Source organism: Aeromonas sp. R2-2, assembly GCF_040908355.1.
GTDB lineage: Bacteria > Pseudomonadota > Gammaproteobacteria > Enterobacterales > Aeromonadaceae > Aeromonas > Aeromonas veronii.
Genome location: NZ_JBFODQ010000086.1, coordinates 1 through 25995, shown reverse-complemented (window position 1 = coordinate 25995; position 25995 = coordinate 1). Strand labels below are relative to the sequence as shown.

The following is a 25995-nucleotide window of genomic DNA, read 5'->3' as shown; positions in this document are numbered from 1 at the left end:
ATTAATCAACCAGTACTACCAATATTTACTCATCACTCCCCGCTCCCACCCCAACAACTGCTGCCGGGTGAAGAGAAAAGCCACCCAAAGAGCCCATTCGCGTATCTGATGGGTAGCATCGCCTTCGCAAAAACAGCCTCAAAAGACCACCAAAAGCAACAATGGGAACAATCCCAAACCTAGAAAAGAGCAAAAAACAGGCAAAAAGATAGATTTTTTTCTCACGGTTTCACCTTGTGAGGCGTTCAAAAAATCATCGAAAAGAGCCTGACGCCTGTGAGTGACATCTGAGATGCCAATTTTTAGACAACTCATCACGGCTACGCTCGAATGAAAATTTAATACCAATACAAATCAATAACATAGAATCAAAGCCTAACTCTCAGCCTGTCATTTGCCTCACCAGTTAATTATTTAAACCTCAATAAAGCTAAAACTCTAATAACACCATTTATTAAACAAAATGACCCTGCTTGCAGCCAGTCATATTTAGAAGGATGGGGAAATCACTCTCTTGTTATTCAGAAATGTGCTGACTATACTGCGGCCCCTCTGTGAAAGCAGAGCGATGACGGAAATATAAAAAGCTTCATGGATTGAGCAATATAAATCACACGCAGTTCACGCAACACAAGGTTATTTATCCATGAACAAGTTTAATAAAATTGCCGCATTCTCCCTGCTTGCTCTGGCCATGAATGGCGGCGCCCATGCCGAAGGCTGGTATGCAGGTCTGGATCTGACTACCTCCAAGATGGATCTCGATGGTGCGGCCAAAGACGCCTATGACGCCAAAGTGATCGACGACCAGCTCGACGGCGGCAGCCTGATCGTGGGTTACAGCTTCAAACCCTGGCTGGCGGTTGAAGGTGGCTTGCACGCCCAACAGATGGATCAGCTGACCTGGGTAACCTCCCCGATTGCAAGCGGCTTTGCCGACACCACCATCGAAACCCGCAGCATCAGCCTGGCCGCCAAGCTGAGCCAGCCGCTGGCCTGGGGCTTCAGCGCTTATGCCAAACCGGGTATCGCCTACACCCGCACCGAATTGGAAGTTGTCGGCAACGCCACCTTCCTCGGTTTCAGCGATCAGGTAAGCAAGAGCGCAACCAAGAGCAAGGTACACCCCAATCTGGAAGTAGGTCTGGACTACGCCTTCAACGACCACTTCTCTGCCGGTATCGGTTACGAGCGCCAGTTCGACGCCCTGAGCCTGGGTGACGAGCACTACTCTCTGGATACCTTCAAGCTGGGTCTGCGCTACCACTTCTAAGTCGCGCCGCGTCAGTAACAATACAAAAGGGCCGCAGGTTTCAAACCTGCGGCCCTTTCTACTGTTCTTCTTTCCGTAACCCGCGTTAGCAGATCTGGTCTTTACCCAGCTGCTTGGCCTGATAGAGCGCCCGATCGGCACGCACCATCAGGCTCTCCTTCTGCTCATCCTGCTGATACTCCGCCAACCCGAAGCTCATGGTAGCGGGCGCGTGGGGGCAGATGGGCTCGCTCGCCATCAATGCCTGAAACTTGCTCGCCACCACCAGCGCATCCTCGCGGCCGGTGTTGGGCAACAACACCATAAACTCGTCACCACCCCAGCGGGTCAGCAGATCGATCTCGCGGATATGGCGGCGCACCAGCGCCACTATGTTGATCAGGGTCTGATCCCCGGCGTTGTGGCCATAGCTGTCGTTGATCTGCTTGAAGTTGTCCACATCCATGGCGATCACCGTAAACGGCTGATGGAAGCGGCGCGCCCGCTCGCACTCCAGCTGCAACGCCCGCTCCAGCCGATAGCGGCTGGCGGCGCCGGTCAGGGCATCGGTCTCTGCCAGCAGACGGTTCTCCTCGGCTTTCTGTTGCAGCGCCTCGTTGAGTCGCACCAGCTCGGCGGTGCGCTCGGCAACCTGTTGCTCCAGCGACTGATTGCGCCGCTCCAGCTGCTCCAGCAACAACTTGCTGGCGTGGATATCGCGATGGGCGCCGATCATCCGCGCCACAGACCCGTCGGGATTGCGCTCAATGATGCGGCCGCAATCCTCAATCCAGAGGTAACTGCCATCCCGACAGCGGCAACGGTACTCGGCGCGATACTCGTGGGCGCTGCCGCTCAGACAGAGATCGAACTTCGCCATCACCGCCGCCAGATCATCGGGGTGGATCACGTTCTCCCAGGTGAAGACGGTATTGCCGAGGGAGTGAGGCTCGTAACCCAGCATCCGGTACCAGCCCGGGTTGCGATAGACAAAACCGGTATTGGCATGCCAATCCCAGATGCCATCGCTGGTCACCTCCAGAATGCCATGCACCACGGCCTCGCTGACATCCGAGATCCTGATCGTGTCACTGTCCTGCACCATAGCAGTTATCCTTGTTCTTCCGCCCCGCGCCACCACGGGGAATCGCGCTGTTGTCGTGAGGCGCTACCTTGGCATATTGCAACAGATCTGTCAGCCAGAACCCCACCGCACCACGTTTCCCCGGTTATCGGCCACTCACGGCACAGGCTGAATCAGGGTGGCCATAAGTGTGGCTCAAGCGCGCCCCATTTACCGGATTTAACTCACGATTCAGCCATTTGGGGGATGGGAATAAATGAGGGGGATACCCAGAGGCCACCACAGAGGTCACTCGGCCAGAGTCAGTCGATAAAAATCCGTCTCCCGATGTTTCGGATTGGGGCGCAGAAATACCCAGCCAAAGCGCCGGTAATGATTCAAGACCCGCACATTGGTGCGACTCACGGAGAGAATGGCCCATTTACAACCCGCCCCCAGCAACTGCTGGCGAATATAGGCCTGCAACTGCGCTGCCAACCCGCAGCCACGATATTCAGGGAACAGATAAATCAGCTGCACATAACCGGTCTCGGGCTCATCGGAAAAACTGCGAAACTCCAGCTGGCCCACCAATTGTTCACCCGCCCAGACATGGAGGTAGTGCCATTGCGTTTGCCCCAGCCTTTCGCGGATCCGCTCCCGATAACCGTCGATAAAGTCGGCAAAGCAGTCATGGGTATGAAAGCTGCAAAAATAGGCATCCCTGCGCGCCTGCACACAGAGTTCGTAATCGCGATCCAGATCGATAGTGTTAAATTCAAGTCTCAAGCAATGACATCCTGTCGTGTGTGGGTTGGATGCAGGGTGTAATAAGCGCAGCGCATGACACCTTGTGGCAGATAAATAGCAGCGGTGCAATTCACTTCGTTCTTTGCACCCTACCCACCCTCACCCTGCCCTCTCCCAAAGGGAGAGGGGATAAAGCAGCACCGGAAATATGATCGTCAGCCGTGTAGGTTCGATTAGCGAAGCGTAATCGGACAGCGGTAACGGCATTGCTCCCTTCTCCCATTTATTAGAAAAGGAGGAGAAGGTCTGGGGATGAGGGAAAGGAAAAAGAGATTTCGCGGTAAACGTTGGGCTTCGCTACGCTCAACCACAACCTACACAACGGTAGGTTGGTACTGAGCCTATGAAGCCCAATATACGAGATGAAATAGCGTAGATGGAACCATCTTGCTCCACTCATTGCAAAAATGGGAGAAAAATAGGATTACCTAGTAAATATCTGGCTGAACGAAGCCCAACATAAAACATAACTTATTACATGCCCCATCACCAGCATATTTTGTGCGATCTACTCAGCAAAATCAATATGTTTAATCATTACCAATCCGGCAGCGACCTACAATCAGGCTGTAATTATTTACTCAACCACTCGCAAATCATATGTTGTTATTCTTCAGGAGGATGTATGGCATTAAATTATCAAGATTTTATAAACCATGTAGAAGAACGTGCGCTCTCGCAGAGAATAACACAGCTACAATTAAATAAAAAAATTTACAGCGACTGCATTGATGCAAACGGCCATCAATATATTGATATCGTCATGGAGGGAGGGGGTGTCCTTGGCATTGCCCTGCTGGGGTATGTGTACGTGCTGGAGCGCGTCGGTTTGCGATTTTGCAGCATCGGTGGAACATCGGCAGGTTCGATCACAGCACTATTTTTAGCGGCACTGGACCAGCCAGAGCATGCCAAAGTGGCCAAATTGATTGATCTGGTCGCCAATATGCCCATGGCGGCGTTTGTCGATGGCAAAAAAGAGGACGACACGGACGCACAAGAGTTCGTCAACACCATGGTGAAATCAGACGACATACTGTCATTCTGGAACTTCGTCAAAGGTTGCCAGGTCATAGACAATTTCAAGGAGATGATGGGACTAAACCGGGGTGAGGTTTTCCATCGTTGGGTGAAAGAGCATCTTAACCATCTTGGCGTACCCACGACCCAAGCGCTAAAAAATCGAATGAGCACAACGCCTGCAGGCTGGACCTTGAGAGATAATCCGTTCAAAGCACGCCAGCAACTATCACCGTTGAACCCTGCCAACAACTATTTATGCCTAGTCGCTTCAGATGTCTCAACTGAATCGCGAGCACTGTTTCCGAAGATGGCTGCGCTCTACTGGGAAAATCCTGAAAACGTCCACCCAGCTGACTATGCAAGATGCTCCATGTCCATTCCCGGCTTTTTCAAGCCAGTCAAGATCCCGGCCATGCCATTCAGTGATGCCAGAAAAGAACACTGGCGAGCCTATTTAAACGAGGCCACCCTTACTAGTGATCAGTTCCCCCCAGACCATTTTGTGTTGGTTGATGGCGGCATGGTATCAAATTTCCCAATCGATGTGTTTCATAACCACCATGCGATCCCTAGCAGACCTACCTTTGGCGTCAAGCTGCAACTCGATATTTTCAGCCATAACATCAATAATGGTTTCGATCTGATTTCGCGGATCATCGACACAGCTAGGCATACCCTGGATAAAGAGTTCATTAATAACAATCCTGATTTTTCGAGATTGATAAGCTATATCGACACCAAAAACATAAACTGGCTGGATTTTAGCATGAGTGATGAGACCAAATTATTGCTATTTCAGATGGGGGTGGACACAGCGATTGACTTCCTCCATACATTTGACTGGCATAAATACAAGGAAATTCGCAGTAAAAAGCTGGATTCCAGCTTGTAATGAATCGCGGTTGCCCGAGGTTATGGCCAATGGCAGCAGAAGGCGAGCATACGCCCTTGCGCCTTGTCGGCAAATAAAGGTGGGTGGTCCCCTATTGTACGAAGTGGACATACTGGCCCCCCCCCTCTCCCAAAGGGAGGGGGGATCATCCGACATCGGGGATATGACATGGTTTTAATTAGAGCGATTGAAATCTAAAAAACCATGATATAATTCATCGAAGGTAATTATTTTAACATGCGAAGACACTACATCTCGATGTATTTCAAATGCTCGTAACCTATCCTTATCATCAGATATATCTGATAACAAACCGCATATAATATAACAACGTGGTGCAAAAACCTCAAAATCAAATGAAGAATTATGCCTTTTACTATAAAAATTCTTCATCAATTCTGACTTCTGTATTAAGACTTGAGCGATTGTACCTGAAAGGTCATTTGAAAGCCCAAAAGTTCCTCTATATTTTTTCTTAGATAGCAAAATTGTGCCTGGAGTTTTTATTTCAACCAGACTAATGTTTCTACTTAAAGAATGTAATAATGCAAAATCAGTCCGTCGATTACCTTTTCCTGATGTGTCCGTACTGCCGACGCTGAACTCTCCACAACACAAATCAATGTTACTACCAAGAAGATGTTCTAAAATTTTCTTGTTAGACTCGAACTTATGTTGCCAGAAAGATTCGTCATCTCTTTTTTCCAAGAAATCATGATCCCTAGACTCAATTAATTTACTAATACCTGTTGAGTATATCCCTCTCTGCAACATGGGTAAAATTCTAGTAGATATATAGAAGTCATTTATGTTAGACATTACTTCAGTGACTAAATCAGCAAACTCCTTCGCATCGCAATCCGGCTCATGTGCCTCAATATACTCTATTAGTTCTGATATACTTTTTATTGCTACACGGCCGACAGAAACGTCTCTAACTAAACTGGCATTGTTATTCAGACATTCGTTAATTTTACTGACATCAGATAATTTATCAACTTCCTCATCAATCCTACGGCCCATCACCTCATCGATAAATTCTCTTAACTCAGATAGATGCTCGATAGAATATGTTAAACCTGCTGGTGTATGCGTCAGGATATCGTTAATAGCCGCAAAAATTAATGCATCATCATTAACACTGGCTTTTCTGAGATCTCCAGATATTTCCATTATTCTCATGACCTCAGCCATACGTTCTTCACTGATCACAATATCACTCCTTAATTCTTTATCTGGTTTGACGATGATAAGCCTGAACAATGCGCTCTATCACTCACAATCCCCCCCCAACCTCTCCGCCAATCCGGAATAACGCTCGGTCTTTTTCCGCACCGCTTGTGCCAGCAGGGCGCGATCGCCGTAGAGATCGAGCCGTGCCTTGGCGCGGGTGATGCCGGTATAGACCAGCTCGCGGGTCAGCAGTGGGCTGGGGCTGTCGGGCAGCACCAGCACGGTATGGGCAAACTCGGAGCCCTGGGATTTGTGGATGGTCATGGCGTAGACCGTCTCGTGGGGTGGCAAGCGACTGGGCAACAGGGCGCGCAGGGTGCCATCCGGCTGCTCAAACCATACCTTTAACCGGCCACTTTCATCGGGCAGGCAGAGCCCCATATCGCCGTTGTAGAGGCCGACCCCGTGGTCGTTGCGCACCACCATCACCGGGCGACCGGCATACCAGTCGCCGTCGCGGGCGATCAGGCCAGCCCGTGACAGGGCCAGTTCGAGCCGCTCGTTAAGCCCCAGCACCCCGAACGGGCCGTCGCGCAGGGCGCAGAGGATCTGGAAGCTGTTGAATGCCTTGAACACGGCGGCGGGCGCCTCCCCGGCGCGGGCCGCCTTCAGATAGCTGCCGTAACCGGCTACCCCCTGAGCAATCAGGGCGTCGTAGGCCTCCCCGGCCCAGGGGTGCAGGCTGATATCGGCAAAGCCCATGCCCCAGACCGCCTCCACCGCCGTGGCATCCCCGCTGTTGCAGGCGCGTGCCAGCTGGCCGATGCCGGAGTGCTGATCAAAGCGCCAGCTCTTGGCCAGCAAACAGAGGCTGTCGCGCACCGGTGCCCCCGCAGGCGTGCCCAGCAAGCGGTAGCCGGTCTGGCGGGAGAGCCAGTCCGCCTGCGCCGGGCTGATGCCCTGTTCGATAAAGCTGCAGATATCGCCGAGCACGGCCCCCGCCTCCACCGAGGCGAGCTGATCCTTGTCGCCGAGCAGGATCAGGCGGGCGTGGCTTGGCAACGCATCAAGCAGACGCGCCATCATCGGCAAATCGACCATGGAGGCCTCATCCACCACCAGCAAGTCGAGGTGCAGCGGGTTGCCCGCATGGTGACGGAACTGGCTGCGCCCCGGAATGACCCCGAGCAGCCGGTGCAAGGTGCCCGCCTCGGTGGGGATGGCTTCCACCCACTCGGGGGGCAGATCGAGGGCCTGCAGGGCAGAGCCGATACTCTCGGTGAGGCGCGCCGCCGCCTTGCCGGTGGGGGCCACCAGCCGGATCGCCGGGGCCTTGCCAGCTTGCAGGCCGGTCTCCACCAGAATAGCGAGCAGTTTGGCCACAGTAGTGGTCTTGCCGGTGCCGGGGCCGCCGGAGATCACCGCGAAGGGGCGCGCCGCCGCGGTGGCCGCCGCCAGCTTCTGGCCGTTGCAGCAGAGCGCCTCGGGCACCAGCGCATCCAGTTTGCTCAAGTCGCTCGCCGCCTGGGCGCTGGCCAACAGCCCTTCGATGGCGAGCCAATCCACTTCATTGGGGAACACCAGATCCAGATACTTTTCGATAAAGTGGCGGGCCGAGAAGTCAGGGGCGAGGCGGGCTTTGAGCAGAGCCGCGAACACCAACCCGTAGTCGCGGGCAAACAGCCGCGACAGGGCGGGAGCAATCTCCGGCCATTCGGCTCGTTCACTCAAGGCGCGCAGATGACGGGCCACCCCCAGTTCAAAATCGTGGTAGCGGGTAAGGTAGAGCCGCCCGTGCCACAGCCGCAGCGGCCAGCGTGGGGCAAGCCCCTCATCCTGTTCGGTACCCACCAAGGGACTCTCTGCAAACAGGGCGGGCCAGCGGGCAGGATCCGCCAGATCCCCCAGCAGATCCCGGCTCTGCTGGGGATCCAGCCCGAACGGCCGCAGTGATCCGGCAGTCAACATTTCAAGCGGCAAACAGACATGGCCGCGCCCCAGTTCGAAGCAGGTGAGCGCAGCCCCCAGCACCAGCTCGGGGCTGCCGCCAAGGTCGGCCACCAGCCTGGCAAATTGCAGATCCAGCTGGCGGATGCGGCCAGCCAGCGCCAGTGTTTTGAGTCGTTCAACCATCATTGCGCTGGTCGCGGTGCTGATCATGGTGCCGCTCATGCTTCTACCTCGTTCAATGCTTGAGATCCCGCAGCTGGCAGCTCACTGCCTTCGCTAAACAACTTATCCAACCCCAGCACCAGTTCACGGCTCGGGCGGGTATGGAAAATGCCCCCCTGTGGCATGCCGCGCAGGAACAGATAGAAAACGCCGCCAAAGTGCTGCTCGAAGTCGTAGCCCGGCAGGCGCAAAGTGAGCAGCCGGTGCAACGCCAGCGAGTAGAGCTGGTATTGCAGGTCGTAGCGGTGCTCGGCCATCGCCCGCTCCAGCGCCGGACGGCTGTAATCGGCGGGGCTCATGCCGAGGTGGTTCGATTTGTAGTCGAGCAGATACCAGCGCCCCTGCCACTCGAACACCAAGTCGATAAAGCCCTTGAGCATCCCCTGCACGGTGGCAAAGCTGAGCGGCTTGTTGCCCCGCGACAGCGGGTCGTGCTGCTGGCAGAGCGCGGTCAGCGCCGGGGCCGTCACCCGCCCCATGGGCAGGAAGAACTCCAGCTCCACCTGTTTGCGCTCGGCACTCAAGTCCCGCAGCCGCACCGGCTCGCCAAAGCCAGTCTCCAGCGGGGTATCCAGCACCGCCTCCACCTGCTGTTGCAGCACTGGCGCCCAGCTCTCGTCGAAGCCGTCCTGCGCCAGCAAGGTGGCGATATGCTCTGCCAACGGTTCTCCCGCGGCGCTTTGAAAGTCGATGGTCTCGAACAGGCTGTGCAACAGGGTGCCGGGACGCGCCCCTTTAGGGAAGGTGAAGATGGAGGGTTGTAGCTCGTCCTCTTCGTGTACAACAGCGGCCTCGGCAACGACCTCTACATCGAAACCGGGATTGGCCAGCACGCCCTTGCTGTGACCATGACCCTGCGCCGCCAGCCCGGAGTAGGAGCTGATCCACCAGTCCCGCTCAAGGGAACCGCTAAAGTGGCGCACCTGCGGCTCGCCCAACTGCTCCTCCTCTGGCGGCAGCGGGGCCGGACGGGTGAGCGAGGGCTCACCGACGGCCACTCCGGGCAGCGCCTGTGCCAGCTCGGTCAGCGCGGTCGCCAGCGTCTGCGCATCCCCCTCCTCGCCCTTTTGCAGCAGGTAGCCGATGGCGGTGTGGTGCAGGTCGGTCTTCTCCGACTTGCCCGCCCCCGCCCGCACCGGCGCCAGCCCCAGCCAGGTGGCGTAGACGCCCCGGGTCAGCGCCACATAGAGCAGCCGCAAATCTTCGGCAAGGCGCTCCCTGTCCGCTTCGGCGAGCGACGAGTCGGCGCCGGTCAGATCGAGAATGGTGCGATTGCCCGCCTCGTCGGCCTCGTGATAGAGCGGGGTCTCGGCGGTTCTGTGGCTGCAGATAAAGGGCAGGAATACCAGCGGGTACTCCAGCCCCTTGGATTTGTGGATGGTGACGATCTGCACCAGCTTGCGCTCGGATTCGAGGCGCAGTACCTGCTCAGCATCCTGCCCGTTGGGGCGACTCACCGCCTCCCCCAGCCAGCGCAGCAGGGCATATTCGCCATCCAGCTCGCTGCTCACCTGTTGCAGCAGCTCGCCGAGATGGAGGAAGTTGGTCAGCCGCCGCTCGCCATAGGGGCTCGCCAAAAGCGAAGAGGCGAGATTGCGCCGGTGCAGCAGGGCCCGCAGCATGGCCAGCACGCCCCGGCGGTGCCAGATCTTGCGGTACTCCATAAACTCCTGCACCGCGCTCTCCCACGCCCGCTCGTCGCTGGCCAGCCCATCGAGCGCCTTGGCATCGAGATCAAACAGCCCGGTGGCGAGCGCCGCCCGCAGGCTGCGCTCCTCGCTCGGGTTCTGGCAGGCGTGCAAAATCAGCAGGATCTCCCGCGCCTCCGTCTGCTCCAGCACGCTCTCGCGGTTCGACAGATAGACGGAGGCGATGGCGAGGCGCGCCAGCTCCTGCTGCACCAGCTTGCCCTCGGCGCCGGTGCGCACCAGCACGGCGATATCCCCGGCCTTCACCGCCTTGTCACCGATCAATGCCTTGCCCTCGCGGGCCAGGGTCAGCAGGCGGTGGATCTCGGCGGCGGTGGCACGGGCCATCTTGCTCTGGTAATCCCCCCGATTGAAGGTGGGCTGGCCGGTCAGCTGCCAGCAGTGGAGCACGGGTGCAGTGGCGCCATCGAGCAGCAGCGCCTTGCTCTTGCCCTGCGCCTCCACCGGCAGAAAGGGGATATCCGCCTCGTAGATAAAGGGATCCTTGGCTCGCTCAAACAGGCCGTTGACCGCCCCCACCAGCGCACTGCTGGAGCGCCAGTTGCGCCCTAGGGTGTAGTGGGCGCTCACATTTCGCCGCGCCTGAATGTAGGTAAAGATGTCGGCGCCGCGAAAGCCGTAGATGGCCTGCTTGGGGTCACCGATCATCAATAGCGCCGTGTCGGTGTGGCCGCCGTAAAGGCGATGGAAGATGCGGTACTGCTGGGGATCGGTATCCTGAAATTCATCGATCATCGCCACCCGGTAGGTGGCGCGAATGCGCTCGCAGAGCCGCTCGCCAAGGCCGGAGCCGAGCGCCCCATCGAGGTCTTTGAGCAGGTCATCGAACGAGAGCTGATGGGCTTGCCGCTTGCTCGCCTGCATCCGGCTGCGCACTACTTTGGCGGCCCGTTGCAGGATCAGATCCCGAATACCGGGACGGCTGGCCAGCAGCTCGTCTATCTGGCTGAACAGCGGCAGGGTCGGCACAGCGCCCCCCTTATTGAGGTTCTCCTCCAGCACAGTCTGGCCAAAGCGCTCCAGCTCCTTGGAGATGGCGTAGCCACTGCTCTCGTCCTGTGCCCAGTCGGCTATCTTGGCAAGCCACCCTTCGTAGTTCTTGCCGGTGTAGCGGCTGATCTGGCCGTCGGTCTGGCGGCGGATCTCATCCGTCTGCGCCAGCCATTCACTCTTCACCGCCGCGATGCGGCTCATGGCCGCCTGATGGCGGGCGGCGAGGGTCTCATCCCCCAGCGCGGGATGGATCTCCAGCTCGCTGTTGTCGAGCCAGCTGCCCATCTCCCGCAGCAGGGCGGCGGGGCTCGGCCAGAGCGCGCGCACCGCGCTGGCGAGGGCTTTATCCACCGGATAGAACTCGGCGCGCCAGTAGTCGCTCACCGCCTGCAGCCTGAGCTGGCTATCGTCGGTGAGAAATTCGGTTTCAAAGAGGGCGCCCGACTCGAAGGCGTTCTGTTTCAGCATCCGCTGGCAGAAACCGTGGATGGTAAAGACCGCCGCCTCATCCATCTGCCGCTCGGCAGCCAGCAGGCGACGGGCCGCCAGTTCGTGATCGTCCACCTCGGCCAGTAGCATGTTCAGCAGGGCGTCATTGCTATAACCACGCATAAAGGCGAGGCGCGCCTCGTGGATACGACCGCGAATCCGTCCGCGCAGCTCGGCGGTGGCCGCTTCGGTAAAGGTCACCACCAGAATTTCGGTCACTGACAACGGCCGTTCATGGGCGCTCGGCTGACCGGCATCGGCACCCTCTTCGATGAGCGGGCCGTGGCCCAGCAGCAGGCGCAGGTAGAGACCGGCGATGGTGTAGGTCTTGCCGGTACCGGCGGAGGCTTCGATCAGTCGTTCACCATGGAGGGGAAAACGCAATGTATTGAGCGGGTTAGCCATTATTTCAGCTCCTCCAGGGTCTTGAGCAGCGGGGTCAGGTGTTCACGGGCCAGCGCCTGCAACTGCCCCAGCACCTCGTCATCGAGTTCGGGGAAGCAGCGGGCGACGTAAACGTCCTGCCCCTCCCCATTGATCATCCAGCCGCCGTTGAAACGGGTGAGAGCCGCCTTGTCGGCCGCCTCCGGCTTGTCCGGATCCTTCTCGATCGCCTTGAGCCAATCCCAGGCGGTGTTGGGGAAGAAGGGCAGCGGCCGCTTCATCCCCTGCGCCCAGCACGCCACCAGCGCCGCCAGCTTGGGCCGAGCCTCGTCGGCAGTGAGCTTGGCTAACCGCAGACTCTGTTTGGCATCGAACAGCAGGGTGTCGCCGGGAGCGCCGCTCAATGAGAGGCAGAGGTGCTGGATCCAGCCCAGCAGCAGATCCTTGCCGTTGAAGCTGCCGGGTTTGACCACCAGCAAGCGCCCCTTCTGGGTGTCGATCCACCCTTGCAGCTGGCCCTGAGTGAGGGAGATATCGATCTCCACCGCCTGTTTTTCTGACTCATTGGCCGCAACCCAAGGGCGCAGCCGGTCCGCCAGCTTGCCCATCTCGGCATCCAGATCGTCCAGCAGCAGGCTGCCGAACCACCCTTGCGGCAACAGGCCGGTGAGCTGCAACCGCTCGCGACGCTCGGTACTTTCACCTTCCGCCAGATGGGCATCGAGCAGCAGATCTTTCAGCTGATAATGTTGCAAGCCATCCAGCTCGAACGGCTCGCTGTCCTCGATGTTGGCTTCGTTCAGTTCAAACCACACCTTGAGGCGGCGGTTGAGGAAATATTTGGTGGGCTGGCGATAGAAGCGCAGCAGCTCCGCCAGCTCCAGCCCCTGCTCCTTGCCCCATTCGGGGGGGAGAGGCAGCTCGCTACTCTGGAAGTTGGCCGCGCCGCGCACCGGATAGAGGGCAGGCTGCCAGTCGGCGGCATAGGTGAAGAGACGTGAACCCGGCTCCGGGTAGAAGTAGTTGCGGCTGTAGGGGGTGAGCGGATGCGCCACCATCAGGTGGTTGAGCAGCCGCTTGCCGGAGGTTTCGTCGTCGAGATCCTCATCCCCCGCCAGCACAAAGCCCTGCCGCACATAGTCGATCAGCTCCGCCAGCAGCACCGACGGCACCTTGTCGCTGTTGTCCTGGGCGCTGAAACCCTGATAGCTGATGTAGAGCCCCTGCTGGGCGCTGAGCAGCGCCTCGAGGAAGAGGTAGCGGTCATCATCACGACGAGAGCGATCCCCGCGCCGCGACGCCACCGCCATCAGATCGAACCCCATGGGGGCCAGGGTACGCGGGTAGACGCCGTCGTTCATACCGAGCAGGCAGACCTGTTTGAAGGGGATGGAGCGCATCGGCATCAGGGTGCAGAAGTTGACCTGACCGGCGAGGAAGCGCTGGCTGGAGCGGGACTCCCCCAGCACGCTGCCGAGGTAATCCTGAAGCAGATCGGCGGTGATGGGCTGCTCGAAGCGAGCCTCGCCAAGCCGGGTCTGCCACTCGACCAGCTGGCTGCGAATGAGCTGGAGTTGACGCTCTTCATCCTCGTCGGCCAGATAGAAGCGCTCCAGCAGCGCCAGCAGGCAGGCATTCCACTCGGCCAGCGGCTGCGCCTGTTGCAGGCGGGGCAGGAATTCGGCCAGCGAATCGACAAACCAAGCGAGCTTGCCGAGTGCCAGCCCCTGCTGCCCCTCGATATCGGCGTAGGGCAAGATGCCCGCCACCGGTTCACCGTCGCCCATGGCAAAGCCGAGCAGCATGCGACGCAGGCCGAACAGCCAGCTGTTGCCGGACATGGGCGGCAGATCGAACCGGACAGGGTAGCCGTCATCCAGCCCCCAGCGGATACCGGTCTCCTGCACCCAGACCCGCAGTTGGTTGAACTCGTCGTCATCCAGCTCGAAGCGCCGCAGCACGGCGGGCACCTCGAGAATGGCGAGCAGCTCCCCCGCCCCGAAGCGGGCGTTGGGCAGCCTGAGCAGGGCGAGGAAGCTCTGCAGCAGCGGGCTCTCCTGACTCGCCGCCCGATCCGAGACCGCAAAGGGGATCTGACCGCGCGCGCCAAACACCGCCTGAATATAGGGGCCGTAGCTGTTCACATCCGGCATCATCACCACCACGTCTTTCGGGGTGAGGGACGGGTCCTGCTCGAACAGCGCCAGCAGCCGGTCGTGCAGCACTTCCAGCTCGCGCATCGGGCCGTGGCAGGCGTGGATCTGCAAGGATCCATCCGCCGGATCGATGGGGCTCTTGTGATGGCTGCGGTCGAGATCGAACTGACCGGCGCCTCGCTCGGCCAGCTCCAGCACATCCTTCTGGATGGCGCGCAGCAGGCTGACATTGCCTTTGCCATCCACCTCGTCGATATCGACGAAAGCCTCGATTTGCGGCACCTCCAGCTCCATCAGCTGATGCAGGTAATCGCGCCCCAGCTTGCCCATGGAGGCAAGCAGCGGGTTGGCGGGGCCCTGCAATGTCTCGAGGTCGGTACCGGGTTTGAGCTTGTTTTCGAGGCGCGCCAGCGTCTTGCGATCCAGCAGATCCCCCCAGTAGTAACGGCAGGGGTTGGTGACGAACAGGTGCACCTCCACCTCAGGCCGACTGCCGAGGGCCAGCAGCGCCTCCACATAGCGCGGCGGCAGTGCCGAAATACCGAACACGAAGACCCGCTGCGGCAGCTTGCCCGGCAGATCGGCGGTACGCTCCAGCTCGTGGATAAACTCCTCGTAGAGGTTGGCGCGGTGATAGCCGCTCGGAGAGAGCGCCAACGTGCGTGCCACCAGCTCACGCCACAGCTCCGGCTGCCAATCCTGACCGCTCACCCCGGCCAGCTCCTGACTCAATCCTTCCCCCTCTTCCCAACGGGCGATCCAGTCTGGCCGGTAGACCAGATACTGGTCAAACAGATCCGCCACCTTCTGGCAGAGCTGCCACAGCCGCACCTGCTCGGGATCCTGGGCAGGATCCACCTCATCTCCCCCGCCCAGATAGGCGGCGAGCGGGGCAAAGGCGGGGCGATCCAGCAAGGCGGGCAGAATGGTCATCAGCTGCCAGCTCATGGATCCCTTGTTGTAGGGGCTCTGACGCGGTACATCCGCCAGCACCCGGGTGAACATCTCCCAGATAAAGCTGGCGGGCAGCGGAAAGTCGATATTGGCGGCGATGCCGAAGGCCTTGGCCAGCTCCAGCTTGAGCCACTGGGCCATGCCCGGGCTCTGCACCAGGATCTGCTCCCGATCGAAGGGGTGAGAGAGAGGGGCCTGCCGGATGCGGCTCACCAGCAGCTCTTTGAGCAGATCCAGCTGATTGGAGTGGTAGAGGGTAAACATGAGCAATTCCCGCCTGTGGATGAGAGGGGGCGAGGGAAAAGGCGAGCCATTTCCGTCACTTCACAAGAGAGGGAATTGTCAGGGATCGGGGGGGAAGATGCAAAAGGCTCTTGTGGCCAGCAGGTGGTCAAACCGCTGAACCATGAGGGGCGCCGCAGATTTGTGCCGTCACCTCACCTACCCGGAAAACGCAGACAGAAAAAAGCCGGTGCAGTTGCACCGGCCAAAAGGCATTGGAAAACTTGACTCTTCAGGGCATTACCAGTTTTTGCCGAGACGGGCATCCACACTGAAAGCCCCTGCTCCGGCCGCCGCCAGCGCCAGGAAACCACCGGCCACTGAGACGTTCTTCATAAACATCAGCATCTGCATCTGTTCGGCAGGCTGATAGTGGAAAATAAAGGCAGCCATCAGGGTGAAACCGGCCAACAGCACGGAGAGGCTGCGGGTAAAGAGACCCAGCACGACGGCAAGGCCACCACCCAGCTCAAGCAGGATCACCAGCGGCAACATAAAGCCCGGCACGCCCATCGCCTCCATATAGCCCTGAGTACCGGCATAGCCGCCGATCTTGCTCCAGCCCGCCATTACGAACATCAGCGCCAGCAGTACACGACCCGCCAGCAGCGCTACATCTTTCATCTTGTCCATTTCATATTCCTCTTTTGTGTCACATCACCGCTGACTGCTTCAGGGTAGGTCAAATAACAGAGCTTGGCTGGCACTGGTCGCAACCAGCTCCCACCGGTATTCATCACGACTGAGTACCCCGTCGCCGGGTCGGGCAGCCAGACCGTTGGCGGCAAGCTCCCCTGAAATCATCTGCAGGTAACCGTGTCGGCCAGTCAGTGCCCATTCGAGCGTCTCGCCCGGGGCCAGTTCCAGCCGCCATACACGGGCCTGTTGGCGGATCCGCAGCGATCCATCCTCGCCATCCGGTGACGCCACCAGCGTCATGCCCGGTCTGGACTCGATCTTCTTCTGCTGATATCCGGGTGGCGTGCCGAACTCGTTCGGCTCGATCCAGATCTGCAACAGGGATAGAGGATCCGTCTGCGAGGGGTTGTACTCGCTGTGGCGGATCCCGCTGCCTGCGCTCATCAGCTGGAAATCCCCTGCCGGGATCTGCTCGGCATGACCGAGGCTGTCCTTGTGCTCTATGGTGCCTTGCAGCACGCAGGTGAGGATCTCCATATTGGCGTGAGGGTGGGTGGCGAATCCGCCACCCGGCGCAACCAGATCCTGATTGATCACCCGCAGTACCGAGTGCCCCATCCACTCCGGGTCATAGTAGTGACCGAAGGAGAAACTGTGGCGCGCGTCCAGCCAGCCAAAGTTGGCCTTGCCCCGCGCTTCTGCGGCTCTCAATTGCATCATGGTCTGCTCCTCACCTACCGGGACGGTTGATTAACGCTGTTTGCCGCTACCGATACCGAACGGAATACGGTATTCACTGCTCTGGTCAGCCAGGCTGACGGTCAGGTTGCCCTGGGTACGGCTCGGGATCCGCACCTGCTGGGTGCCTGTCAGATTGGCGTGGACTGATGCCAGCAGATCGCCAGACTCGTCACGCACTTCCAGCATCGGATTGGCTTTGCCATCCATTGCGGCAGTGGCGTTCCAGTTCACAAACAGCACGCCGGGCATGGCATTGAAGTCAGCCGGTACGGAAGCTTGGGCGAAACCAGTGGTCATCAGGCCTGCAACAGCCAGCATCTTGATTACGTTTTTCATGTTCATTCACTCTCTTGTTTTATATGTCATTGCCAAGGCCTTTTCGGCCAGAATCAATGCATCCATGCAAGAGGTTATTCAAATAGTGTGTTGTTCTTTCACCGACGTCAGACAGACCGATTTGGCGTGTCACAGTGCGGAACTACCCGCATATTTGGCCGCTCGACGTTCCTGCCTAAGCGTTGATTGAATATTAAAGTGACATGACCTAACTTGTTAGCGAGATAAACTGGCAAACATATTCAAAAAAATTGAAGGTAAGGAATGGCCAAGGAATCGAACAAGGAACGGGCGCTGACCCTGGAGGCAATCCGGGTGCTGGACGCCATCGACCGCCGCGGCAGCTTTGCGGCGGCGGCCGACGAGCTGGGCAAGGTGCCCTCGGCATTGAGCTATACGGTGCAGAAGCTGGAAGACGAACTGGATGCCATGCTGTTTGACCGCAGCGGCCACCGCACCAAGTTCACCCCGGCCGGACGCATGCTGCTGGAGCGCGGCCGGGTGCTGCTGGAGGCAGCCGAGCATCTGGTAGGCGAGACCCGGGCGCTGGCCCGTGGCTGGGAGACCGACATCACAGTCGCCGTCGATGCGCTGGTCCCGGTGCAGGCCCTCTACCCCTTGGTGGAGAAGCTGGCCGAGCAGACCGATACCCGACTGCGGCTGCGAGCCGAGGTGCTGGCGGGTAGCTGGGAGTGTCTGGAAGATGGTCGCGCCGACCTGCTGATCTCCTCCATCAACCCGGACATCATGATGACCGGCATCAAGCATCAGGTGATCAAGGACGAGGTGATGCTCTACGTCGCCCATCCAGATCACCCGCTGCATCAGGAGCCGGAGCCTCTGGCTGACGAAACCCTGCGCCGCTACCGCGCCATCGCGGTGGCCGACACAGCCCTGCGCAAACCGGTTCTCACCTACCGCCTGCTGGACAAGCAGCCGCGCCTCACTGTCAGCACCATGACGGAGAAACGGGATGCCCTGCTGGCAGGGATCGGGGTCGGCACCATGCCACAGAGCTGGATTGAGGAGGACATACGGGCCGGACGGCTCAAGGTGATCAGCCCCGAATATCGCCATCAATTGCAGGTGGTGCTGGCCTGGCGGCGAGACACCATGGGCAAGGCCAAAAGCTGGCTAGTGCGGGAGATACCAAAACTGTTTGCGACTGGTGAGAAATGAGATCCAGTTAACAGAAATGTTAATTGCATGCCTCACTTGACGCCCAATATCTTTGCTGATTTCATAGCCGCCTTATTGAACCCATGGAAGCTGTAGAAAATGAAAAAGAGTTTGCTGGTTGCCCTCACCACCCTGCCCCTGTTTGCCAATGCCGGCCTGATGGATTCGCTGACCGACAGCGTCACCAGCAGCGTCAAGGATGCGGCCAGCACTGCCGTATCCGGTGCCATGGACAGTGCATCCAACGAAGCCATCAAAAAGGCTCTGGATATCAAGGAAGGCGGCTCCAACAAGCAGGCAGTCAAAGAGAAGCTGGGCGCACCTGCCTCTACCAAGACCGAGGCCGGTCTGGAAGTGTGGACCTATGATCTGGATGCCCTGAAGAAGGCCTCTCCACTGCTGGCAGAGACAACCACAACCCTGCTGAAAGATACCGACGCCGCCAAGAAAAACGTGGTCATCAAGTTCGAAGGCGAAACCGTCAAGAAAGTAGAACTGACCGACAAGGCTCAGGGCTAAGTTCGCTCGTCCGGTGAAGTGGGTTGCACACTCGCACCGACACAGATAGCAAGAGGGGGAGCATCATGCTCCCCCTCTTTTATTGGCAATCACCAGCGCTCAGCCAAGCTGCGGCTCAACGCAGTAAGCGCAAAAAGGGTGGCCTCGGCCACCCTTGGGTTGATAACAGCTGGCGTTGTTACTGGTTCGCTTCGGCGAACTGCTTCATCGCTTCGGCGTGCTTGGTCATGCCGGCGGCACGCTCGTTGAGCTTCTTGATGAATTCCGCCTTCTTGGCCGGATCTTCAATACGGTCATAACGTTGCTGCAGGTTGGCCTGGATCTGCTCCGGGGTCATGTTCTGCATGCGGGCCATCTTGTCGTGACGGCCACCGTGGTGTTTGCCACCCATCATGCCGCCGCCGTCCATCGGGCAATCCACCATGGCACCGGGCTGGCCGGTGGGGGCTGCTTCACTGGCTGCATAGGCACCCAGCGGCAGGCCAAGGATCAGGGTGGCGGTCAGCAGGGTTTTGGTCAGCTTTTTCATGGTCTATCTCCTGTAGGGATGATTCTGGTTCGGCGCTCTTGCCTTGCTCTCAAGTAAACACCCTATCGGTGTCTGAACTTTGCCAGCATCGCCCTTTTTTGTAGCAGAGTGTGGCATCGTGCGGATCTGGCACACTTTGACACAAACCGTGCAGCGTATTTTCGTATACTCGTGCCAACGCCAAGCAGGGGAGGTATTCATGAACCAGGGCAACACCCACATTCTGGTGGTCGACGATCACAGCGAGATCCGCGATCTCTTGAAACGCTTTCTGGAACAGCACGGCCTGCGGGTCAGCTGCGCCCGGGATGGCAAGGAGATGAAGCGACTGCTGGAGGAGCGGGAGTTCGACCTGCTGGTGCTGGATCTGATGATGCCGGGTGAAGATGGTCTGACCCTCTGCCGCGAGCTGCGGGTCAAATCGAACCTGCCCATCATCATGCTCACTGCCATGGGGGAAGAGACCGACCGCATCATCGGATTGGAGATGGGGGCCGACGACTATCTGGCCAAGCCCTTCAACCCGCGCGAGCTGCTGGCGCGCATCAAGGCGGTGATGCGCCGCACCCAGGCCGAGACCCAACCCGCCGCCGAAACCCTGACCAGAGATCTGCGCTTCGATCGCTGGCTGCTCGACGTCAATCGCCGGGAGCTGGTCGATGAGGATGGGGTGGGCCTGAGCCTCTCCACCGCCGAATTCGATCTGCTCAAGGTGTTTCTCGAACGCCCGCAGCGGGTGCTGAGCCGGGATCAACTGCTGGATCTGGCCCGTGGCCGCGAGGCGGTGGCCTTCGATCGCGCCATCGATACCCTGGTGAGCCGGCTGCGCCGCAAGCTGGAGCGGGATCCCAAGAATCCGGAGCTGATCAAGACCATCTGGGGTGGCGGTTATATGTTCTCCGCCGACGTGACGCAGGTTTAAGCAGTGGGCACCTTGCGACGACTATGGGCACGGATGTGGCCCAAGGGGCTAACCGGGCAGATCATTCTGGTGGCGCTGGCGGGCTTGATCCTGATCCAGCTGCTCAGCATCCAGATCTACCGCACGGATCGGGAGGAGGCGCTCGGCTTCGTCAACAGCCGCAACGCCATGCAGCGGATCATCTCGGTGGTCAGACTGCTCTCCCTCTCCCCCCCGTCCCTCTATGACGAGATCCTCAAGGCTAGCCGCAGCGAGACCCTGCTGCTGCGCCTCTCCGACGAACCGCTGCAACCGGATAACCGCAGCCCCCGTTTCGAGCAGCTGGTGCGCTCGCGCCTCAACTACCCCCCCGGCCTCACCGTCGAGATCAGCGCCGAGCTGAAAGAGGATACCCAGCGCAGCAAGGCGTGGGAACATCATGCCCGCATGATGCGGGATCGCAAGGGGCCGCCCCCGCCACGGGATATGCGGCTCTACGGCTCCATCGAACTGCCGCAGGGGGGCTGGCTGCAGTTCAGTTCGCTGGTCGACAAGGAGGCGGGCAGCTGGTCGTGGCAGACCACCCTCAACCTGATGCTGGTCGCCAGTCTGGTGATCGGACTGATGGTGCTGCTGTTTCGCCGTGCCACCCGCCCACTCAAGCAGCTGGCAGGCAATGCGGAGCGGCTAGGACGGGGCGAGGATATCGAGCCCTTGAAAGAGGAGGGGCCGACCGAGATCCGCGAATCTATTCAGGCCTTCAACCGGATGCACACCCGACTCGACCGCTTCGTGCAGGACAGAACCCGGATGCTGGCGGCCATCTCCCACGATCTGCGCACCCCCATCACCAGCCTGCGGCTGCGCACCGAGTTTCTGGCCGATGGCGAGGACAAGGAGCGCATCCAGCAGACCCTGCAACAGATGGAGCAGATGCTGGCGGCCACCCTCAGCTTTGCTCGCGAGGAGGGGCAGCAGGAGGCCACACGCGAGCTGGATCTGGTCAGCCTGCTGGTCAGCCTGTGCGATGACTACGCCGATACCGGCCAGCCGGTCACCTGTCTGGCGGAGGGCAAAGAGGTCTACGCCTGCCGGGCCAACACCCTGCGCCGGGTGCTGCAGAACCTGATCGGCAACGCCATCAAATATGCCGGCAGCGCCGAAGTGTCGCTGGAGCGGCGCAAGGAGGAGCTGTTGATCCGGGTCTGCGATAACGGGCCGGGGATCGATCCGGCGCGGCTCGAGGATGTGTTCAAGCCGTTCGTGCGACTCGATGAAGCGCGCAACACCGAGTCCGGCAGTGTCGGGTTGGGGCTCTCCATCGCCCGCACTCTGGTCCATCAGCACGGCGGCGAGCTGACCCTGCTCAATCGGCCACAGGGGGGACTGGAGGCGCGGATCAGCCTGCCGCTGTAAGTAGTCACTCTATCCGCCAGCCTTGTCATGGCGCCATTTGCATCATGCAAACTTCATCATTTGAGCGCTTGTTCTTCGATGAGAAAGGTGGTGATAATCGGTGACCACGGGACGGTATACGGCAACGGATTGGAGCAAGGATGGCCTCTTCCAGGACAGGAGTCATAGTCATTATCGGATGGGGGCTCCTACTGATCGCCCTTGCCCTGCCGGTCTGGGCCAAAGCCCCGGAAGAGCCGATCATCATTACCAACTCCAAAGCCTGGCAGCCCTTCTCCTATATCAATGAGTCGGGCCAGCCGGATGGCCTGCTGATCGATTTGTGGCGTGAATATGCCCGGGTGACCGGCCAGAAGATCGAGTTCAGGCTGGTCGACTGGCAAGGCTCCCTCGACCTGCTCCATGAGGGGAACGCGGATGTTCACGCCGGACTGCTCTGGTCACCGGAGCGGGACAAACTGTTCGACTATGGCCGGCCTCTCGCCCAGCTCGACTCCCAACTCTTCTTCTCGAGCGAATTGCGCGGCACCGATGTCCACTACTACCTGCTCCATGAAACGGTCGGTGTGGTAGCCGGTGGCTACGAGGAGTATTACGCCAGACGCTACTTCCCCGGCACCAGACTGCAGACCTTCGACGACAATGACACCCTGCTGGCGGCGGCCTTTCGGGGCGACATAAAGGCCTTTATAGCCGATCTGCAGGTCGCCAACTTCTACATCTATACCTCGGACGATCCCACCCGCTTTATTCCGGTTCGCCACCTCTATACCGACCAGATCCGCTTTGCGGTGAAAAAAGGCGACCTTGCCCTGTTAAATCGACTGGAAGAGGGGTTCGCCAAGCTCAAAGAGAGCGATCGGGAGCGGATCATCCGCAAGTGGATGCATGTCGAGACCGTCTACCCCATCCATCTCGGTCCCTGGCTACTGTTTGCCGGAGTGTTAATCATGGTGGCCTACATAGTGCAACTGCGCCGCGCTGTTGCCAGCCGCACCACCGAGTTGAGCCGCGCCAACGCCAGACTGGAGAAACAAGCCAGTACAGATCCCCTGACCGGCCTGCTCAACCGACGGGCATTCATGCCTGCCATGGAGCAGCGGCTGGCAAGCGGGGAGCCCTGTGCCCTGTTGCTGTTCGATGTGGATCACTTCAAGGAGACCAATGACCGCTTTGGTCATGGCATCGGGGATCTGTTGCTGGAAAAGCTGGCCACGACTGTGACGAACCTGTTGCCCGAAGAGGCTCTGCTGGCCCGCATCGGCGGCGAGGAGTTTTGCCTGCTGCTGCCGCTGGCCACATTGGCTGAGACAGAGCAATGGGCCGAGCGTATTTGCCTGGAGAGCAACCGGCAAACCCTGCACACCAGCAGCGGCGAGGTGACCCTCTCCATCAGCACCGGGGCAGTCTGGGTCGCCGCAGAGAGAGAGGCTGATGCCGACCAGCTACTACGGCAGGCTGACGCCCTCATGTATCAGGCCAAGGGACTGGGGCGCAATACCTGGCAAGCCGCCCCCTATCAGGCATAGTCCCCTGACGGACACGCAATAAAAACGGCCGCCATCGGAAGATGGCGGCCGCATGACAGGTTCCCTATCAGAAGTTGTAAGTCACGCCCAGGTTGTAGCGGCGACCATCCAGCACAGTGCCATAGCTGCTGTAATCCACCGTCTTGTCGAACAGGTTGTAGACCCCGGCAGTCAGATCCAGATGCTTGTTGGCCTTGTAGACCAGGCCCATGTCAAAGAAGGTATAGGAAGGGGTCCCCTCCGCCATCTTCACACGACTCAGGTACTCGGAGGTCTCGCCACGGAAGTTGACCCGTGACCAGAGGCTGAGATCCTCGGTGGTCTGCCAGTCTACGCTGCCGTTGAACATATGGCGGGGCATCTGGTTGAGGGCATGACCCGCCAGTGGACCACTCTTCTGCTCGGACTGGGTAAAGGTGTAGCTGGAGCTGACCGACCAATCCTCATTGATGGCCCAATCCATCATCCCCTCGACACCGCGCATGTTCGCCTTGTCGACGTTGACCCGATCACTGATGAAGTCATAGCTGTGACCATTGAGGGTACAGGCGGGATCGCTCTTGCTGGTGCAACGACGCACTTCGGATATCTTGTTCTTGAAGTCGGTGTTGAACAGGGTCACTCCGGCGTTGAAGCCCTGATGACCATTCCACAGCAGGCCGATCTCTTCACTCACGCTGGTCTCGGGTTTGAGATCAGGATTACCGACCAGCATGCCATCCAGGCTACCACCACCGGTGACCTGACCCCAGTTGGCCGCTGACATCCGCAAGTCAGGAGAGCGGTAACCGGTTGATACGCCCCCTTTCAGAGTCCAACTGTCATCCAGATGCCAGACGCCGTAGAGGCGCGGGCTCCAGTGAGAGCCGTAATTCTGATCCCGATCCATGCGGGCGCCACCGGTCAGGGCAAAGCTGTCAGTGAGTGACCACTCATCCTCGACAAACATCGCCCAGCTCCAGCGGGTCAGCTGCTCGGCAGGGTTAGCCACTGTCAGGGCATTGCGCTGATCGTGCAGATCCTCATAACGATACTGACCACCGACACTCAAGTAGTGATCCCCCAGAATAAACTGGGTATGGGTATCGGCGATGGTGTTGGTAAGCTCCATCTTGCGAACGGGGTTACTGTTGGTCTCCTGCTGCAGATAGCTGCTGGAAGAGCCGAAATCATACTGACCATCATGGGTCAGCGCATAGTTGGTGCGCTCGTAGCGATAGAGGCTATCTGTCGCCTTGGCTGCCAGCGAATTGCCGGCCGTGCGATCCCGATCCTGCAGACTGCGACTGGCTTCCAGATCTAAGCGGTTATGGTCATCAGGCTTGAAGCTGAGCACCGCCGTGCCACTGCGAGTCTCCTGCTCGGCAAAACCCTGGATAAATTTGTCTTCACCACGATGTGCGAGCTGACCATTGAAACGCAGCCCCAAAACGCCATCGATCAGTGAACCTGCGGTATAAGCATCGGTCTGGAAGCTGTTGCCGGCATCCTTGTTCTCTTGGAAGGTCGAATCTGCGTGAACCGACCCCTGCCAGGCCAGACCGGTGGTCTTGCGGGTAATCACGTTAATCACACCACCCATGGCATCTGAACCATAACGGGATGACATGGGGCCACGCACGACCTCAATGCGCTCAATCGCCTGCAATGGCGGCAGCCAGCCCTGCTCGATACCAGCTTCATCGCTATTGGGGCGAGTACCACGACTATCCACCTTTTTGCCATCAACCAGCATCAGAGTATATTTCGGCCCCATACCGCGAATGCTGATATCACTGCTGCTGCCACCGCCAGTCACCACAACACCGGGCACATCCTTCAGGGCATCGGTCACATCGCGATATGCCCGCTTTTCCAGCTGCTCACGGGTAATCACGGAGATGGAGGCGGCAGAGTCTTCAATCTTCTGCTGGAAGCCGGAAGCGGTGACGACCATCACCTCTTGTTCGGCAGCATAGGCCTGGGTCGCAAGAAGGGAGCAGATCAGCAAGGCAAGCTTGTTCGGTTTCACTGTTGTCATGTTTTAGCCTGAACATTTTAGTAGGAAGGTGACGTATTCCCTTACTTCACTCATTACAACGCCCTGGCATCCGGCCAGGCGCAGCATTAGAAAAGGCTCATTTGAAAAGCACTTTATTAATCAGCCCGCATTGTAACGACCCCGACCGGATCATTCAAACAATAATCATTATCATTTGATCCCTGGGTATTCCTGCCGCAGAATCGCTAATTCTTGATAAGAGACTGTTTTAATGGGATAAATCCATAAGCAAAAAAGGGATTACACAAACAAGTGGAAGCGATGACGTACCGTTGCAATATGGCCTGATTTAATCCTCAAGCTCTATCAGCTCGCAGCGGAACAATATGGCCAAGATGGGATGTGCTGCGATACAGAGGTGGAAATAGTAGCAAGAACGACAACAGGGGAAGGTATTGCCATCGTGGTGGGATGTCGGCAACTCACCAGCAGACTAAAAACATCAAAACCCAGTCGTGAGGCCGGGCTTTGTGTTGGTTCTTGCGTACAAATCTGTGGGTCTTATGGACAAAGTCGCCCATAGCAAAAAGGCCTTCCCAATCGGGAAGGCCTTCAAATTAGTGGCGGAGCGGACGGGACTCGAACCCGCGACCCCCGGCGTGACAGGCCGGTATTCTAACCGACTGAACTACCGCTCCGCTGTCTGGTTAGCTTTTTGCTAAATTGTCTGCCGCTTCAATGAGGTGTCATCCTCTCGGCCAACGTCGTGATGTGCACGTCGCTGTTTAATTGGGTGCCTGGCAGTGTCCTACTCTCGCATGGCGAATGCCACACTACCATCGGCGCTACCGCGTTTCACTTCTGAGTTCGGCA

The 25995-nt window shown here is 58.5% G+C and carries 18 protein-coding genes and 1 tRNA gene; 7 read left to right on the top strand and 12 right to left on the bottom strand.

Annotated features, from left to right (window positions below; translation table 11 throughout):
• The first annotated feature begins 646 nt into the window (after positions 1 to 646).
• Positions 647 to 1273 (top strand): porin family protein, encoded by a 627-nt coding sequence (locus tag AB5Z09_RS18125; RefSeq protein ID WP_021231774.1) that lies wholly within the window; start codon positions 647 to 649, stop codon positions 1271 to 1273.
• A gap of 85 nt (positions 1274 to 1358) precedes the next feature.
• On the opposite strand, the gene AB5Z09_RS18120 is transcribed toward AB5Z09_RS18125, so the two are convergent.
• Together AB5Z09_RS18120 and AB5Z09_RS18115 are read right to left on the bottom strand one after the other, a co-directional pair.
• Positions 1359 to 2357, bottom strand: a complete 999-nt coding sequence (locus AB5Z09_RS18120) for a diguanylate cyclase (RefSeq protein ID WP_368195922.1) — start codon at positions 2355 to 2357, stop codon at positions 1359 to 1361.
• A 267-nt stretch (positions 2358 to 2624) separates the two neighbouring features.
• Positions 2625 to 3104 carry a GNAT family N-acetyltransferase gene (locus AB5Z09_RS18115; RefSeq protein WP_368195921.1) on the bottom strand — a complete coding sequence of 160 codons (480 nt, stop codon included), beginning with the start codon at positions 3102 to 3104 and terminating at the stop codon, positions 2625 to 2627.
• A gap of 646 nt (positions 3105 to 3750) precedes the next feature.
• Between AB5Z09_RS18115 and AB5Z09_RS18110 the strand changes: the two genes are divergently transcribed.
• A complete protein-coding gene (locus AB5Z09_RS18110; RefSeq protein WP_368195920.1) occupies positions 3751 to 5040 on the top strand; it encodes a patatin-like phospholipase family protein in 1290 nt (429 codons plus the stop codon).
• A gap of 174 nt (positions 5041 to 5214) precedes the next feature.
• Here the strand turns inward: AB5Z09_RS18110 and AB5Z09_RS18105 are convergent, their stop codons facing one another.
• From AB5Z09_RS18105 to AB5Z09_RS18075, 7 genes are all read right to left on the bottom strand, one after another.
• Positions 5215 to 6252: a Shedu immune nuclease family protein gene (locus tag AB5Z09_RS18105; RefSeq protein ID WP_368195919.1), complete on the bottom strand. Its 1038-nt coding sequence runs from the start codon at positions 6250 to 6252 to the stop codon at positions 5215 to 5217.
• A 60-nt stretch (positions 6253 to 6312) separates the two neighbouring features.
• Positions 6313 to 8385 carry an exodeoxyribonuclease V subunit alpha gene (gene recD, locus AB5Z09_RS18100; RefSeq protein WP_368195918.1) on the bottom strand — a complete coding sequence of 691 codons (2073 nt, stop codon included), beginning with the start codon at positions 8383 to 8385 and terminating at the stop codon, positions 6313 to 6315.
• On the bottom strand, positions 8382 to 11981 hold the full coding sequence (gene recB / locus AB5Z09_RS18095; protein ID WP_368195917.1) for an exodeoxyribonuclease V subunit beta: 3600 nt from the start codon (positions 11979 to 11981) through the stop codon (positions 8382 to 8384). Before recB ends, recD begins: the two co-directional genes overlap by 4 nt.
• Entirely contained in the window at positions 11981 to 15334 is a 3354-nt protein-coding gene (recC, locus tag AB5Z09_RS18090; RefSeq protein WP_368195916.1) for an exodeoxyribonuclease V subunit gamma, read from the bottom strand. The genes recB and recC overlap by 1 nt, the downstream gene beginning before the upstream one ends.
• Before the next feature lie 258 nt (positions 15335 to 15592).
• The gene (locus AB5Z09_RS18085; RefSeq protein ID WP_005336513.1) at positions 15593 to 15985 is read right to left on the bottom strand and encodes a DoxX family protein; all 393 of its coding nucleotides are present in this window, start codon (positions 15983 to 15985) and stop codon (positions 15593 to 15595) included.
• Positions 15986 to 16024: 39 nt separating this feature from the next.
• Positions 16025 to 16711, bottom strand: a complete 687-nt coding sequence (locus AB5Z09_RS18080; RefSeq protein ID WP_182963070.1) for a pirin family protein — start codon at positions 16709 to 16711, stop codon at positions 16025 to 16027.
• Positions 16712 to 16741: 30 nt separating this feature from the next.
• Positions 16742 to 17074, bottom strand: coding sequence for a hypothetical protein (locus tag AB5Z09_RS18075; RefSeq protein ID WP_013723379.1), 333 nt, complete (start codon positions 17072 to 17074; stop codon positions 16742 to 16744).
• A gap of 258 nt (positions 17075 to 17332) precedes the next feature.
• Here AB5Z09_RS18075 and AB5Z09_RS18070 point away from each other — a divergent pair, with 258 nt between their 5' ends.
• The gene (locus tag AB5Z09_RS18070) at positions 17333 to 18247 is read left to right on the top strand and encodes a LysR family transcriptional regulator (protein ID WP_043821788.1); all 915 of its coding nucleotides are present in this window, start codon (positions 17333 to 17335) and stop codon (positions 18245 to 18247) included.
• Positions 18248 to 18346: 99 nt separating this feature from the next.
• Positions 18347 to 18766 carry a hypothetical protein gene (locus tag AB5Z09_RS18065; protein ID WP_021231764.1) on the top strand — a complete coding sequence of 140 codons (420 nt, stop codon included), beginning with the start codon at positions 18347 to 18349 and terminating at the stop codon, positions 18764 to 18766.
• Between the two features lie 178 nt (positions 18767 to 18944).
• Here the strand turns inward: AB5Z09_RS18065 and AB5Z09_RS18060 are convergent, their stop codons facing one another.
• Positions 18945 to 19295 (bottom strand): hypothetical protein, encoded by a 351-nt coding sequence (locus AB5Z09_RS18060; RefSeq protein ID WP_005355311.1) that lies wholly within the window; start codon positions 19293 to 19295, stop codon positions 18945 to 18947.
• 199 nt (positions 19296 to 19494) lie between these two features.
• Here AB5Z09_RS18060 and AB5Z09_RS18055 point away from each other — a divergent pair, with 199 nt between their 5' ends.
• The 3 genes from AB5Z09_RS18055 to AB5Z09_RS18045 all read left to right on the top strand — a co-directional run bounded on the left by AB5Z09_RS18055 (position 19495) and on the right by AB5Z09_RS18045 (position 23141).
• Positions 19495 to 20217: a response regulator gene (locus AB5Z09_RS18055; RefSeq protein WP_005336534.1), complete on the top strand. Its 723-nt coding sequence runs from the start codon at positions 19495 to 19497 to the stop codon at positions 20215 to 20217.
• A gap of 33 nt (positions 20218 to 20250) precedes the next feature.
• Positions 20251 to 21612 (top strand): ATP-binding protein, encoded by a 1362-nt coding sequence (locus AB5Z09_RS18050; RefSeq protein WP_021231762.1) that lies wholly within the window; start codon positions 20251 to 20253, stop codon positions 21610 to 21612.
• A gap of 140 nt (positions 21613 to 21752) precedes the next feature.
• Positions 21753 to 23141 (top strand): transporter substrate-binding domain-containing protein, encoded by a 1389-nt coding sequence (locus AB5Z09_RS18045; protein ID WP_368195915.1) that lies wholly within the window; start codon positions 21753 to 21755, stop codon positions 23139 to 23141.
• Positions 23142 to 23208: 67 nt separating this feature from the next.
• Here the strand turns inward: AB5Z09_RS18045 and AB5Z09_RS18040 are convergent, their stop codons facing one another.
• Both AB5Z09_RS18040 and AB5Z09_RS18035 read right to left on the bottom strand, forming a co-directional pair.
• Positions 23209 to 25161 (bottom strand): ligand-gated channel protein, encoded by a 1953-nt coding sequence (locus AB5Z09_RS18040; protein ID WP_368195914.1) that lies wholly within the window; start codon positions 25159 to 25161, stop codon positions 23209 to 23211.
• Between the two features lie 582 nt (positions 25162 to 25743).
• A tRNA-Asp gene (locus AB5Z09_RS18035) sits at positions 25744 to 25820 on the bottom strand.
• Positions 25821 to 25995: the final 175 nt, after the last annotated feature.